This is a genomic window from Parashewanella sp. 2210YD4-3 (assembly GCF_056591735.1).
In genome coordinates this window covers 1-14,878 of sequence record NZ_JBWQOG010000009.1, presented here as the reverse complement: position 1 = coordinate 14,878, position 14,878 = coordinate 1, and the positions used below count along the sequence as shown (strand labels likewise).

Annotated in this window: 12 protein-coding genes; 11 read left to right on the top strand and 1 reads right to left on the bottom strand. The window is 41.4% G+C overall.

The window, feature by feature from the left end; all coding sequences use genetic code 11:
• Positions 1-5 precede the first annotated feature (5 nt).
• The 10 genes from AC1EU0_RS13620 to AC1EU0_RS13575 all read left to right on the top strand — a co-directional run bounded on the left by AC1EU0_RS13620 (position 6) and on the right by AC1EU0_RS13575 (position 11,009).
• Positions 6-908, top strand: coding sequence for a helix-turn-helix transcriptional regulator (locus tag AC1EU0_RS13620; RefSeq protein WP_480303012.1), 903 nt, complete (start codon positions 6-8; stop codon positions 906-908).
• Positions 909-1,035: 127 nt separating this feature from the next.
• Positions 1,036-2,289 carry an aromatic amino acid transport family protein gene (locus AC1EU0_RS13615; protein ID WP_480303011.1) on the top strand — a complete coding sequence of 418 codons (1,254 nt, stop codon included), beginning with the start codon at positions 1,036-1,038 and terminating at the stop codon, positions 2,287-2,289.
• 166 nt (positions 2,290-2,455) lie between these two features.
• Entirely contained in the window at positions 2,456-3,160 is a 705-nt protein-coding gene (locus AC1EU0_RS13610) for a spondin domain-containing protein (protein WP_480303010.1), read from the top strand.
• Positions 3,161-3,173: 13 nt separating this feature from the next.
• Positions 3,174-3,899 carry a spondin domain-containing protein gene (locus AC1EU0_RS13605; protein ID WP_480303009.1) on the top strand — a complete coding sequence of 242 codons (726 nt, stop codon included), beginning with the start codon at positions 3,174-3,176 and terminating at the stop codon, positions 3,897-3,899.
• A 159-nt stretch (positions 3,900-4,058) separates the two neighbouring features.
• Complete coding sequence (locus tag AC1EU0_RS13600) at positions 4,059-4,793, top strand: response regulator transcription factor (RefSeq protein ID WP_480303008.1); 735 nt, start codon at positions 4,059-4,061, stop codon at positions 4,791-4,793.
• A 240-nt stretch (positions 4,794-5,033) separates the two neighbouring features.
• Positions 5,034-7,505, top strand: coding sequence for a M1 family metallopeptidase (locus tag AC1EU0_RS13595; protein ID WP_480303007.1), 2,472 nt, complete (start codon positions 5,034-5,036; stop codon positions 7,503-7,505).
• A gap of 11 nt (positions 7,506-7,516) precedes the next feature.
• A complete protein-coding gene (locus tag AC1EU0_RS13590) occupies positions 7,517-8,002 on the top strand; it encodes a DUF6702 family protein (protein WP_480303139.1) in 486 nt (161 codons plus the stop codon).
• Positions 8,003-8,220: 218 nt separating this feature from the next.
• Complete coding sequence (gene sseB / locus AC1EU0_RS13585) at positions 8,221-8,940, top strand: type III secretion system translocon protein SseB (RefSeq protein WP_480303006.1); 720 nt, start codon at positions 8,221-8,223, stop codon at positions 8,938-8,940.
• Positions 8,941-8,961: 21 nt separating this feature from the next.
• On the top strand, positions 8,962-10,053 hold the full coding sequence (locus tag AC1EU0_RS13580; protein ID WP_480303005.1) for a hypothetical protein: 1,092 nt from the start codon (positions 8,962-8,964) through the stop codon (positions 10,051-10,053).
• A 20-nt stretch (positions 10,054-10,073) separates the two neighbouring features.
• Positions 10,074-11,009, top strand: coding sequence for a secretion protein EspA (locus AC1EU0_RS13575; protein WP_480303004.1), 936 nt, complete (start codon positions 10,074-10,076; stop codon positions 11,007-11,009).
• Between the two features lie 21 nt (positions 11,010-11,030).
• On the opposite strand, the gene AC1EU0_RS13570 is transcribed toward AC1EU0_RS13575, so the two are convergent.
• A complete protein-coding gene (locus tag AC1EU0_RS13570; protein ID WP_480303003.1) occupies positions 11,031-12,452 on the bottom strand; it encodes an aminotransferase-like domain-containing protein in 1,422 nt (473 codons plus the stop codon).
• Positions 12,453-12,944: 492 nt separating this feature from the next.
• On the opposite strand from AC1EU0_RS13570, the gene ccoG reads away from it, so the two are divergent.
• A complete protein-coding gene (gene ccoG, locus AC1EU0_RS13565; protein WP_480303002.1) occupies positions 12,945-14,372 on the top strand; it encodes a cytochrome c oxidase accessory protein CcoG in 1,428 nt (475 codons plus the stop codon).
• Positions 14,373-14,878 lie beyond the last annotated feature (506 nt).

Below are 14,878 nucleotides of genomic sequence, written 5' to 3'. Positions count from 1 at the left end.
GCATTATGTCTGAACAAGAAAGTCCCGTGTTTACCTTGGTTCCAGAGTTAGCATTGCTGGAATCTTTGCCTGAGCATATGCAAAAGCGTTTTACCCATGCGTTAACCTTGATGCACGACCAGCAGAATAAACTGGGCTCATGGGAGCAAATTGCCATAGAAAGTGCGATTTCGCCTTATCATTTTCATCGTCAGTTCTCGGCGTTATTTAATGAAACGCCGGGGCAATACCTCAGTCGATTACGGTTGCAAATGGCTGTGAATTTATTGTTTCGAGAGCAGGGTGATTCTATTACCAATATCGCTCAACAATGCGGTTTTTCTTCATCACAAGCCTTAGGTAAAGCGTTGAAACGTGGATTAGGAGTTACTGCCAAAACCATTCGAAAAATGGCACTTGAATGTACGCCGACTCAAAGTGCTGAATTTATAGCTAAGCTGGCGCACCCGGGACAACACCAATCAATTGAAACGAAATTGGCTCAATCAATATCGGCTGAGTTGATTTGGTATCCTAAGCGAGGGATGAAAAAACAAACTGATGCAGATCCTAACTGGGATACTTTGATTGAATTACTTGGGGAAAAAGCGACTCATCTATTCGGAGTGACGCCAATCAGTCAACTAAATAACTCTTGGGAACACATAGAGTATGTCCTTGGAGATTGGATGGTTGATGAATCAAAACACGATTTTAGCATCCCAGAAGGGCACTATCTTTGTATTGAAGTGTGCATAAATTCGGATGTGGCCTACAGTGCGGCCCTTGACTCCCTCTTTACGCTTGCTGCTCAGCAACAACTGGCAATTCATGAACAAGGGTATTTAGTGGAAATGATAAGAGAGGTAGATACTTCGCTAATGGGAGGAGTGACGTTTTCGTTTCAACTGCCTATCCTGCTTGATTGAGTCTAAATTGATAGCTGTCTATTGCTATCGGTTGTGCACTAAGTCGCACTCTGAAGTAGATGTCATGGTGTTTTTAAGTTTTAAGGATTAAGTTTCAAAGAAAAATTTAATCCTTAAGGCGAGGTTTATGCCGTTTACTTCCAATCCAGTTAATACGCCCACTCATAAGAACAAGTGGACATATCAAGATGTTACTTGGGTTTTATCTTTATTTGGTACCGCTGTTGGTGCAGGCGTTCTATTTCTGCCAATTAAAGCCGGAGCTGGTGGATTCTGGCCGTTAGTAATTTTAGCGTTGATTGCAGCACCGATGACTTGGTTTGCTCATAAAGGGCTTGCTCGGTTTGTGTTGTCGGCCAAAAAAGCTGATTCAGATATTACCGATACCGTTGAAGAGCATTTTGGCAAAACGGGAGCCAACCTTATCACCTTTGCTTACTTCTTCGCGATCTTTCCGATTGTATTGATTTACGGAGTTGGCATTACCAATACTGTGGATTCATTTATGGTGCATCAGTTAGGCATGGCGTCTATGCCTCGGTGGCTGTTATCGGGTATTTTGGTCTTAGGCATGACAGCTGGAGTGGTATTTGGTAAAGCACTGATGCTAAAGGTAACTTCAGCTCTAGTGTATCCTTTGGTGTTTATTCTGCTGGCATTGTCTGTGTATTTGATCCCTGATTGGAATACTTCAATGATGTCGGTAAGCCCTGATTGGAGTGCTATGCCAGCGATAATTTGGCTTGCTATTCCTGTGATTGTGTTTTCCTTCAACCATAGTCCAGTGATCAGCCAATTTTCTAAAGAGCAACGTTTGCAATACGGAGAAGGCGCGGTATACAAAACCGATAAGATCACAGGTGGCGCAGCTGTGATGCTAATGGGGTTTGTGATGTTTTTTGTATTTTCTGTGGTGTTATCGTTATCGCCGCAGCAGTTAGCAGAAGCAAAAGCGCAAAACATCAGTGTGCTATCGTATCTGGCTAATGCGCATCAATCACCAATGATTTCTTTACTCGGCCCTTTAGTTGCCTTTGCCGCGATCACTTCCAGTTATTTTGGGCATTTCCTCGGTGCCCATGAAGGTTTAGTGGGCTTAGCTAAATCTCGCTCTAATTATCCGGTGACAATGATTGAAAAAGCCTCTTTGGGCTTTATTGTTGTGGCAACTTGGATTGTGGCAATCATAAATCCGAGTATCTTAGGCATGATTGAAACCATAGGGGCACCAATGATTGCTGCCATTTTGTTTTTAATGCCCGTGTTTACCATGAATACAGTCCCTGCAATGGCAAAATATAAAACATCATTGCCAGCACAAATATTCACAGTTATATGTGGTTTAGCCGCGATGACTTCGGTGGTATACAGTGCACTTTGAGCTTCAGATTCTTTTTATAAAGCGAGTTATTTTGACTCGCTTTCTGTCTTTATCGCTAAAAAAAGAGACAATCGTGATAATTTTGTGAATCTTTAGACACGGTAAAGTGAAGTTTAGCCGCCACACTTATTTCCAGACATCCAAACCTTGATCTGGAGATAAAAAAATGAACCTTAAAACCCTAGTAAAATCGATGATGTTAACCGCTGTGGTATCTTTACCTGCGACGGCTGCTCAGCTTGAAATTTCGGTAACGAACCTTACACATGGTAATCACTTTACGCCTATTTTAGTGGCGGCGCATGGTGCTGACACTTCTTTATTTAAAGCGGGTGAAAAAGCATCACCAGAATTACAAAAAATGGCAGAAGGTGGTGCTATTGATGATTTAGTCACCTTAGTCGAAGGTGCAAATGGCGTGACCGTAAAAAACCCAGCAAACGGGTTGTTAGCACCATCGGGTAAAACCGATAAATTCTCTTTTGATACGGGCGACAGAAAATACCTTTCTGTTGTTGCAATGATCTTACCAACCAACGATGCCTTTATTGGTTTAAGCAATTGGAAAATACCAACAGAGAAAGGCACTTACACGCTAAATCTTAATGGTTATGATGCAGGCACTGAAGCCAATAATGAGCTAGTTCTTGAAGGCTCTGGAATGGCTGGCGTATTAGGCATTCCTGTTGCTCCAGGTAAAGATGCAGGAACGGGTGGCACAGGCGTTACAGATGGTTCAAGTAACGATAAAGTGCACATTCATCCGGGAGTTCTAGGTGATACAGATACATCTGGTGGTATTAGTGATCTCGATAGTCGAGTTCATCGCTGGTTAAACCCTGTCGCACGTGTTGTTGTTACAGTGAAATAAAGGGAGCCTAATCATGAAAGTGCAATTTTCTAAAACCATAGGAGGAATGGCGATTGTTGCCAGTACTCTCATTCTCACAGGTTGCCCAAGTTCTAATGACAATAACAGTCAGGTTGAGCCACCAAAAGATACACCTGTTGTAAAACAGGAATATAAAGTTACGGTGACTAACTTAACGGCCAACCAGCCATTTTCTCCGGTAACGGTTGTGGCGCATCAGGCTAATTATCCGCAATTTACGGCGGGACAACCAGCGTCAAATGCATTAGAGCGTTTAGCTGAGGTTGGCAATAACAGCGGTTTTAGCGCTGAAAAAGGCGTTGAACAGGTACAGTCGGCTTCAGGTGAGTTGTTTCCCGGCAATAAAGCTGAAATCACTATCAGTTTTGATGTGGATAAGTTAGTTCCAATTTCGGTATTAACCATGCCAGTGAACACCAATGATGCATTTGTAGGCTTATCAAGTGTCAATCTTTCAAGCTTAGCTGTAGGTCAAACAGTAAGTTTTAGAGGCAACATTTATGATGCTGGCACTGAAGCGAACACTGAAACTAAAGCCACAGTTCCAGGACCTGCTGGTGGCGGTCAAGGCTATAACCCTGAACGTGATGACATCAACAAAGTACATATTCATCCGGGCGTAATTTCAGCCGATGATGGATTGACTGGGTCAACACTTTCAGCATCGCATCGCTTTGATAACCCAGGCATGAGTGTGCTGATCGAGCGAGTGAAATAGTCCCCGCATAAACATGCAGCACACAAGTTTGAGCTTGGTGCTGCAATTTCTTTTTGAAATCTTTTTTTGAGTACTCGGGTCATTATAACCACAATGATTCATTTGAAGTGGCAGCGCTTCATTTGGGATTGATGGCAAGACACCACCGAGGAACTCGATGTGAAATCAATATCTGCACATATTCACGAGGCTAACACTAAACGCATTTTGTTAGTGGAAGCAGATCATGAGTTATCAAGCCTGATCCAGCTGAATTTACAAAGTCTCAATTTGGAGGTGGTGCAGTGCTCAAACCTATCTGAAGCTAAACACCATGTGAATACCCAAGACTTTGATTTAGTTTTGATGGAACGTCAGTTACCAGATGGTGAAGGTCTTATGTTGTGTATGCAACTCTTAGAGCAGCAAAAAGAAATTCCCATCATGTTTCTTACTAATAAGGGCAGTGAAGCCGACATTGTGTTGGGTCTAGAATCTGGTGCTGATGATTATCTCGTCAAACCATTTAGCGTGTTAGAGCTCAGAGCCAGAGTGAAAGTCTTACTAAGAAGATTCACCAAAAGCAAACCCACCAAGGATACGTATCTTCAATTTGCGGATATGCTTATTAATACCGATACCCGCGAAGTGGTCAGTAACAATCAAACCATCGAACTTACCGCTACAGAGTTTGATTTATTATCATACTTAGCTCAGCACCCTCAAAAGGTCTTCAGCCGCATGCAGTTATTAGAAGCGGTATGGGGGTATAGTTATTCAGGCTATGAGCATACGGTAAACAGTCATATCAACAGACTGAGAGCCAAATTATCCCATTATTTTAATGATGACATAGTCAAAACGGTTTGGGGGGTAGGTTATAAGTTTTCACCACCGCAAGTTCAAGCTGCCTAAGTTCGAGTGAGTTAGATTGTATTGTATGATAAAAAGTAAGTGCAGAATAAAGTTTACAAACCAAATTTACACATATGGATAACTGTAATAAAATCTTTGCATCATTTTATGTACAAGTCATCAGTATTGGGGGTTCTGAGTAAATCCAGCATTTCTCTTACCTGAGTCTCACTTCTATGAGCCTGTACCTTAATGATTCCCATACCATAAAAATAACCTTAATGAGCTACGCCTACGATCATGAAAATTAAAGGAATGTTACCGCTGCTGGCCTTGTTTGCCCTATCGGTTGTGAGCTCTGCTCATGCCACTGCCATCAAACAAACCAAAGGCGATTTTGAAGATAAGTTTCGTCAATTAGACGAAGTCCTGCCTACCCCCAATGTGTATCGCAGTGCCGCAGGCGAGCCGGGTGAGCAATACTGGCAGCAAAAGGTCGATTACGACATCAAGGTCTCACTTGATGAGAAAAAGCGTCGTATTACCGCCAGTGAAGTGATCACTTACCATAATAACTCTCCTTATAAATTGAAATATTTGTGGGTGCAGTTAGATCAAAATATCTTCAAAGAAGACTCGATTGCGAATGCTGCGAGCAACTTTGGTGGTGTCGGTCGTCGTGGTCCATTTACCAAAGCCGGTGATGCGCAAACACCAGCGAAACTGAGTTTAGGCGAACTGCGCCGTCAGCAATATATGGACGACGTTAAACTGGGCTACGATATCCAAGCAGTAAAAGATGATGACGGTAAAGCCTTAAAATTTACCATTGTCGGTACGCAAATGCGTATCGACCTGCCTAAGCCGTTAAAGTCTGGCTCAAATGTTGAGTTTCAAATCGACTTTGCCTTTAACATTAATGAAGTAGCGTCTGTATCTGGACGTTCAGGCTATGAGCACTTTCCTGATGATGCGCGCGAAGGTGGAAATGATATCTATCTATTGGCTCAGTGGTTCCCACGCTTACACGCCTTTACCGACTACGAAGCTTGGACCAACAAAGAATTCTTAGGTCGTGGTGAATTCACCCTAGAATTTGGTGATTATGAAGTCGAAATTGACGTGCCAGCGGATCACATTGTCAGTGCTACAGGGGTACTGGATAATCCTAAAGCTGTGTTGACAAAAACTCAGCGCAAGCGCTTAGAGCAAGCAAAAACCGCGAAACGCCCAGTATTTGTTGTTACCGAAGAAGAAGCGTTAGAAAACGAAAAAGCCGGTACAGATAAACGTAAGACGTGGAAGTTTAAAGCGGAAAACGTGCGTGACTTTGCTTGGGGATCATCACGTAAGTTTATGTGGGATGCCAAAGGCTATCAACAAGGCGGCGATGAAATGCCGTTTGTAATGGCCATGTCATTCTACCCTAAAGAAGGTGGTGACTTATGGAAGAAGTATTCGACAGAATCGGTGGTTCATACCATGGAAGTGTATTCGCGATTCTCGTTTGATTACCCATATCCAACCGCACAGTCAGTCAACGGCCCTGTTGGTGGTATGGAATATCCGATGATCACCTTTAACGGCCCTCGAACTGAGCTGCAAGACGATGGCTCTCGTACTTATTCACAAGCTGAAAAACGTTACTTGATTGGCGTGGTGATCCATGAAGTTGGTCACATTTACTTTCCTATGATTGTGAACTCTGATGAGCGCCAGTGGACTTGGATGGATGAAGGTCTTAACAGCTTCCTTGACGGTGTTGCTGGCCGTGAGTGGGATCCAAATATTCCTTGGGGCGTAGAACCACGTGATATCGTCGGTTACATGAAGTCCGAAAACCAAGTACCAATCATGACTCAGTCTGACAGTGTATTGCGTTTAGGTCCTAATGCTTATACTAAGCCTGCGGCGGCGTTGAATATCTTGCGTGAAGTGATCTTAGGGCGTGAGCTGTTTGATTTTGCCTTTAAAGAATACTCAGAACGCTGGCGCTTTAAGCGTCCAACGCCTTCGGACTTCTTCCGAACTATGGAAGAAGCATCTGGTGTGGATTTAGATTGGTTCTGGCGTGGCTGGTTCTATAGCACAGATCATGTCGACATCTCGCTCGATAAGGTATACCAGATGCGTTTAGATACGCACAATCCTGATATTGATTATGGGCGTTTGCGTCAAATTGAGCAGGATAAACCGACCTCTTACTTTGTTGAACGCAATAAAGCGGAAGGTAAAACGCTGTGGATCGATAGAAATCCTGATGTTAGCGATTTCTACGATGACAATGACCGCTTTACTGTGACCAATAAAGAGCGCAATAAATATCAAAAGTTCTTAAAAGAGTTAGAGCCGTGGGAGCGTAAAGTTTTAGCGCGCGCGGTGAAGGAAGATAAAAACTACTATGTGTTGGAGTTTTCTAATCTTGGTGGTTTAGTCATGCCTATCTTATTGGAATTGACTTATGCCGATGGCAGCGTCGAAGAGCAATATGTGCCTGCGGAAATTTGGCGTCGTAGCCCTAAGCAGGTTCGTAAGCTGATTGTCACTGACAAAAATAAACAACTGGTCAGTGTGACAGTCGATCCACATTGGGAAACAGCCGATGTAGACATGGAAAACAACCACTATCCTCGTCGCATCATTCCATCACGTGTTGAAGCCTATAAGAAGAAAAAATCTTCTGACAAGGTTCGCCGCGATATAATGCAAGACATTAAAACTGAGTTGAAACAAGACAACTCAAAAACTACAGAACAAAGCAAGGAGAAGTAATGGCTCGCAATTTGCCATTGTTGCTTGCGGTGTTATTGATGTTGATGGCAAGCCCAGTGCTTGCCCATCAACAAAAAGCCGCTGAGACAACGGTGTTGTTTAATAAACGCACTCAGTTAATCGAAGTTATGCATCGTTTTTATTTACATGATACTGAACATGCCGTTCAGGATTTGTTTGATAGAAACGCCGATATCTTAAATGCGAAAAAAACTCAGCAACAATTTGCGACCTACGTTGCCAAGCAGTTTTTTGCTCGTACATTGCAAGATAAACCTCTCAAGTTAAGTAATGTTGGCTATGAAGTAGAAGGTAAGTTTTTTTGGGTGTATCAGGAAGTGAAATTCCCTGCACATTTAGAAGGCATCAAGTTATATAACGGCGCGCTTCGTGATCTCTGGCCAACTCAAGTTAATATGGTCAACATCGAAGGTAAAGGCAAAATTCGTACTTTGTATTTCAGTAAAAACAAAGACTGGTTGGTCGCCCGCTTTTGATTTGTCACGTGACCATGTTGAATTTCAAGGTGGTCATTTTTTATTTTCCAAGGCATCTTCTCCTATATTTTCCTCGCTTAAGTAATGCATCTCCTTACATCTCTATATCTCATTAAAGCGCGTTTCAGAGACTAAAATTGTAACCCTAAAAATACGAGCTACCCTTTATATATAAATCTAAGTTGTGATTTTCATTAGCTGACAAGGGAATAGTCTGCATGCCGGGTATAGAAAGTGGATCAGCAAGCTGGGCAAGTCATCCAGCAATTATGGACTCGAATAGTCATCGCGAAGATGTTTATGCTTTGCAAAATAAGCTAAACCAAAACGGTAAGCAGTCAGTGATGTCGCAGATTGATCAGCAGGCGCATAAGCACGTTAGTGAACAGATGGCCAAGCTGCAAGGCGTGGACGGTATGGACAAGTGGGATACCGATTACCAGCTTGCACAAGGTGGTGACTCCGTTTTATCTGGCGGTATTGCTGTGCTTTATTCTTTTATGAACTTGTTGTCTGAATTAGCAAATAACAAATATACGCAGATGCAAGAAAAAGCAAAATTTTCACGAGATGCCCAAAGTAAAGCTAATGAAGTGAATGAAAAAATTGCTGATGTGTCCAAACAGGGTGATAAAGGCGCTGATGCCTTACCCGCTGATGTGATCAGCTATATGAAAAACAATGAAATTAAAGTCGATGGCAAATCGATTGATGACTTTTTAGGAAATGATCCTTCCAAAAAGCTGGATAAAGGTCAGTTGGAAGCGGTGAAAGATGCCCTTGAGAATGTATCGAATCGAGCTTCAGACTTTGTCTCACAATCGCAACTACAGATACAGAAGATACTGCAAACCTACAATGTGACAGTTAGTTTGATTAACAGTATTCAAACCATGCTACAAGAAATGAATAAATCTATTGCACAAAACATTCGATAGCCTTTAAAAGGAAGTAAAAAAATGGGCGTAGAAGTCATGCAACCAATGCATCAAAGTCACCTATTTGATCCTAAGCAGCACTATGGAGCGCTGCAAGGTGTTCAAGATATGGTGGAAACTCAGAGGAATGAGAGTGCTTCTAGTGCCGTAGACAGTATGATACGAGATCACATATCACAACAAACAAAAGAGCTTAAAGATGTTGATGGTATGGATAAATGGGACGTTGATCGAGCGTTAGCAGGCCAAGGTGACTCAGTATTGTCTGGTGGTGTGGCTGTATTGTATTTATTTATGAATTTATTGTCAGAGCTAGCCAATACCAAATATCTTCAAATGCAAGAAAAAGCCAAAGTATCTCGAGATGCTCAAACTATGGCTAATGAAGTTAATGAAAAAATTGCTGATGTTTCGAAGCAAGGTGATAAAGGGTCGGCAGAGTTACCCGATGATGTAATCCGTTATATGAGAGACAATGGTATTCAGGTTGATGGTAAAAGCATTGATGAGTACTTAGATGGCACGCCAGATAAGCCGGTGAAAAGTATTTATAAAGGCGGGAATGCGACTGGTGGAGAAAAAATTGAAGGCGTCTCTTATCAATTTGTGCCTGTTCATAACCCATATCCAGATGTAAGAAATGTAAAGCTGCGAATGGGCAGTGATAAATCATGGCAGATAACCTTTGAATACAAAGAAATGTATAAAGGCCGCGAAATCTATGAGCCTAGCTGTTTAAATACCGATGATTTTCCGCAATGTTTTCACGTTGATGGAAACAAATTAACTATATCTCGAAAATATCACACAGGTAAGACATATACTTTTACGGCCGATATTCCTTCAGTCTCTGAAAATCCGGCGGATGTTTATCATGCAGTCGACCATATTGATGATAGGCCTATCCCTCACGTCAAACTAGATAAAGGCCGACTTGAAGCAGTAAAAGATGCGCTTGAAAACGTATCCAATCGAGCTTCCGATTTTGTTTCGCAATCACAACTACAGCTGCAAAAAATTTTACAGACGTACAATGTGACTGTCAGTCTAATTAATAGTATGCAAACCATGCTGCAAGAAATGAATAAATCTATCGCACAAAATATTCGATAAAGTCTTATAAGGAGTTTTTGATGGGTATCGAGGCAATGCAACCACTTGTTCACAGTCATCACCAACTGGACCCTAAGCAGCATTATGGAGCCTTGCAAGGGGTTCAGGATCAGGTGGACAAACGAAAAAGCAAACAAGTAGCTGAGGCGATGAATAGCATTATTAATGATCATATTTCGCAGCATACCGAGGAACTCAAAGATGTAGATGGTATGGATAAATGGTCGGTGGATGATCAATTGGCTCAACAGGGTGATCAAGTATTGTCCGGTGGTATCGCCGTGCTTTATTTATTTATGAATCTACTGTCTGAATTGGCCAATACCAAATACCTGCAAATGCAAGAAAAAGCCAAAGTGTCTCGTGATGCTCAAACCATGGCGAATCAGGTTAATGAGAAAATTGCCGATGTATCGAAGCAAGGTGATAAAGGCGCTGATGCTTTGCCTGATAGCGTTGTCAATTATATGCGAGAAAATGGTATACAAATTGATGGTAAATCCATTGATACCTATCTCTATGGTCATTTTACGGACAAGTTTCCGAATGGCACTATGAACGTCAATATTAAATGGAGTAATGGTAGCGTTGCACACCGGACCTTGACTGAAAAAGATGGAAAGTGGTTCTTCAATGGGTCGCCAGCTAATGTTTCTCTCAATGGTTCTGAAATAAGTTGGAATGATGGTGGAAATATTTGGCATGGTAATTTCCTGACTGATTTTAAAGACTCAGATGGTCATTCCATTTCCAGTCCAAAGCTGAATAAAGGTCAATTAGAAGCTGTGAAAGACGCATTGGAAAACGTCTCTAACCGAGCATCTGATTTCGTATCTCAATCACAATTGCAACTTCAAAAAATCTTACAGACTTATAACGTCACCGTAAGTTTAATTAACAGTATGCAAACCATGTTGCAGGAGATGAACAAGTCGATTGCACAAAACATCCGATAATTATGTTTGGCTCACTCTCCACTAATGTTGAGTGAGCAAGCTCTGTTTTATCAATTCTGCAAGTATCTTAATTCCGTTTTCACATTTATCAGAGTATTCAAAAGACGCATTTAAACGAAAGCAATGATTAAACTCATCTGTCAGCGAGAACATAGCCCCCGGTGCGATATGAATTTTATGTTCTAATGCTATTAAGTATAAATCGTAGGCACTGAGTTCTTCTGGTAACTCAACCCAAATAAAATATCCCCCTTCAGAAAAGGTAATATTGACATCACTGGGCATGTGTTCACGCATTGCTTTCCAAATCGCGTACTTTCTTTGAGCGAGTGTTCTACGTAATTGGCGCAAATGCGTTTCATAGCTTTTTGTTGTTAAGAAACGGGTCATAGCCAATTGCATTGGAGCACTGGCTGCCATCGTTGTCATCAACTGTAATTTTTGAATGGCCGTTGCTTGAGAACCCGCAGCCACCCAGCCAATTCGAAAACCAGCAACTAATGACTTGGAAAATGATGAGCAGTGCATTGTCATGGCACTGTGTTCAAAGGCTTTAGCGGGAAGTGGTTTTTGATTACTGGCATATAACTCGTTATAGACGTCATCTTCGATCAAGTAGACTTTATAGTGACTCAATAAACGTGCAAGTTGCTTCTTATTTTCAAGTGGCAGTGTAAAACCCATCGGGTTTTGATGATTCGTCATCAACCAACAAGCTTTAACATCATGAGTATTTAACGCTATTTCAAGAGCTTCTAAATCAATCCCTGTTTGTGGATGAGTGCGAATGGCTAAGGCTTTCAATCCTAGTTTTTCTAAGGATTGTAATGAGCCGTAAAAGGTTGGAGATTCAACGATAACCCAATCGCCAGGTTGAGTAACAGACTGTAAACTTAAGTTAAGTGCTTCTAAAGCCCCTGAGGTGATAACTATTTCATCTGGAGAAACACTCAATCCTTGGGTGGCATAACGTTTTGAAATGATGTTTCTCAGTTCCTCATTTCCAGGAGGAAAATTATCAATCATCGATGAAGCAGGCATAGTTTTAGCCGCAGTAGCCAATGAGCGATTTATTTGGGCTCTAGGGTAGAGTGATGCATCTGGATAAGCGGAACCAAAATTAATGACATCTTTTTGCCGGCTTTTCTGAAGTACATCAAAGATCAGATCATTATTATTAATGCTTTCAGCAACGTGATAGTTTGCCTTTGTTTTTTTATATATCGGCGTGGTTATCTTAGGAGCGACGGTATAACCAGAACGAGGATGAGAAACTATCAAGCCTTGGCTTTCCAATGCCTGATAAGCACTAAGCACAGTCATTAGGCTCAAACCTGAAAGCGATGATTGCTTGCGTAGCGATGGCAATTTTTCACCGACTTCCCAAACACCATCATTTATTTGATTGCGGATGCTTGCCATCAACTGTTCATATTTAGACATTGTTAACCTTAAAAAAGATAAACTGTTATAGGTGAAAAATCGGTTTCTGTATCTATTATATTTATTCCGTCGATTCTATAATCATCAGCCAGCCAAGCGTAGTCAATTTCAATAAAAATGATTATCAAAGGCCCTAAAGGTGAATGTATTACCTGCTCACTGTTACTCTCTATTTTGAAGAAAACATGAAAAGGTAACCAGAGAGTGGTTGCAAAATGAAATGATACGTTACTGCTTCGTTTAGATCTTTATTGATTAGATTTATTTGTTAAGGCAGTAAACATCATATTAGCAATTACTAATATACTTGACTTAGATCAAATAAAACACAATTTAAGTTCATAATATTTTATTTGCGACATTCCATAAGTCACAATATCACCTTAAACCGATTAACGTGTGAACGCATCCAGCTCGATAGCATTAAGGGAGAATATATTCTCAATGCTATGTGGGCATAAGAAATACAGAAGTATTAATGTAGGTATAGGTATGAGTGCAGAGCGCCCCCGAAAGGATTATCGAAAAGACAAGCAAATCAAAATTCATCAACCAGATGCAGATAAAGTTGATAAATTTAACCCAAGCAACCAGATCTATGTTCGTGCAGTAGAAGGAATATGGACGACTTTAAGGCGACGCATGGGCTGGATTGCCATGCTAGGCTTTATGCTGTTACCTTGGATCCCTTACGGTGATAGGCAAGCAGTCTACTTTAACCTAGCGGAACAAAAGTTTCATATTTTTGGCCTAACTATCTGGCCACAAGACTTAACCTTGCTCGCCGCTTTATTGATGATAGCCGCGTTTGGACTATTTTTTGTCACTACCTATTTAGGGCGAGTCTGGTGTGGTTACACCTGTCCGCAAACCGTATGGACCTTTATCTTTATTTGGTTTGAAGAAAAACTCGAAGGTTCACGTAATAAACGTATCAAGCTAGATAAAATGCCATGGAGTTTCAATAAACTCTGGCGAAAAACCGCAAAACACACCGCTTGGCTCAGTTTTTCATTATTAACTTCTATGACATTTATGTCGTACTTTGTGCCAACTAATGAAATCTATACTGAGGTTTTCACCCTGCAAGCATCCGGATTGATTTATTTCTGGGTGTTGTTCTTTATGTTCGCCACTTATGGTAATGCGGGCTGGATGCGTGAAATCATGTGTATTCATATGTGTCCATACGCACGATTCCAATCGGCGATGTTTGATAAAAACACTTTTATTGTGGGTTATGACACCAAGCGCGGTGAATCACGTGGCCCTCGTTCACGTAAAGCAGATCCAAAAGAGCTCGGTTTGGGTGATTGTATCGACTGTGATTTATGTGTACAGGTGTGTCCGACCGGCATCGACATTCGCAATGGACTTCAGTATGAATGCATTAACTGTGGTTCGTGTATTGATGCCTGTGATCAGACGATGGCTCGAATGGGCTATGACAAAGGCCTGATAAGTTACACCACCGAAAATAAACTTGAAGGTAAGCATGAACATGTAGTGCGGCCTAAGCTCGTCGGCTATGGAATTACCATGGCAGTCATGGTTGGCGTGTTCACATTGGCACTATTTAATGTTGACCCAATTCGTTTAGATATTCTCAGAGATCGTAATCAACTTTATCGTGAAACCGATGCGGGCTTGGTTGAAAATACCTATACCTTAAAGATCCTTAATAAAACGGAACAAGCACAGCAATATCATTTCAGTGCCAAAGGATTAACTGACTATCAATGGGTAGGTCCAAAAACCATTAAGGTAGATGCAGGAAAAGTTTATACCTTGCCCATCAGTATTGCAGTAGATCCATACGACTTAAAACTGCCTATTACTAAGTTCAACATAAAAGTGATAGAAGAAAACACGGATAAAGAAGTAGAAGTCGAACAAGAAACTCGATTCTTCGGACCATAAACGGTAATTCTTCGACATAAAAGGGGGCTTTTTCACGAAAAGCGCCCTTTTTTTATACGTATTGCTGGGTATCTAGCCATCCAGTAAAAAAATCGTGTTTTTCTTTCAAAAAGCCCTTGCGCGGTTTCAAAATCTCCCTATAATGCGCATCCACTGACACGGCACAGCAGGCACTACAGCGATGTAGCAGCAAGCAAGACGGGTCAGGGTTTGAAGAGGATTTAATCACTTTTCAAACGGCCTGAAAAAACTTTAAAAAAAGTGTTGACGGCCACAGGGAAATGCGTAGAATACGCAGCCCTGACCCGCTGAAGAGAATGCTTCAACGGGGTGCTAATAAAGCACAATGTTCTTTAACAATCTAACAAGCAAATCTGTGTGGACACTCGCAGAGATAGAAACATCCAGTTAACATCTTCGGATGCTAACAAAAATTCTATCAATGATGAAGTCCGCACGGAACGAAATCAACTTACTTAGGTAAGACGATTTCAGACATGCAAATT

What these genes read in the sequence shown, in the direction of transcription:
- AC1EU0_RS13620 (WP_480303012.1), top strand. Translation starts at nt 6, where the DNA reads ATGTCTGAACAAGAAAGTCCCGTGTTTACCTTGGTTCCAGAGTTAGCA.
- AC1EU0_RS13615 (WP_480303011.1), top strand. Translation starts at nt 1,036, where the DNA reads ATGCCGTTTACTTCCAATCCAGTTAATACGCCCACTCATAAGAACAAG.
- AC1EU0_RS13610 (WP_480303010.1), top strand. Translation starts at nt 2,456, where the DNA reads ATGAACCTTAAAACCCTAGTAAAATCGATGATGTTAACCGCTGTGGTA.
- AC1EU0_RS13605 (WP_480303009.1), top strand. Translation starts at nt 3,174, where the DNA reads ATGAAAGTGCAATTTTCTAAAACCATAGGAGGAATGGCGATTGTTGCC.
- AC1EU0_RS13595 (WP_480303007.1), top strand. Translation starts at nt 5,034, where the DNA reads ATGAAAATTAAAGGAATGTTACCGCTGCTGGCCTTGTTTGCCCTATCG.
- sseB (WP_480303006.1), top strand. Translation starts at nt 8,221, where the DNA reads ATGCCGGGTATAGAAAGTGGATCAGCAAGCTGGGCAAGTCATCCAGCA.
- AC1EU0_RS13580 (WP_480303005.1), top strand. Translation starts at nt 8,962, where the DNA reads ATGGGCGTAGAAGTCATGCAACCAATGCATCAAAGTCACCTATTTGAT.
- AC1EU0_RS13575 (WP_480303004.1), top strand. Translation starts at nt 10,074, where the DNA reads ATGGGTATCGAGGCAATGCAACCACTTGTTCACAGTCATCACCAACTG.
- AC1EU0_RS13570 (WP_480303003.1), bottom strand. Translation starts at nt 12,452, where the DNA reads ATGTCTAAATATGAACAGTTGATGGCAAGCATCCGCAATCAAATAAAT.
- ccoG (WP_480303002.1), top strand. Translation starts at nt 12,945, where the DNA reads ATGAGTGCAGAGCGCCCCCGAAAGGATTATCGAAAAGACAAGCAAATC.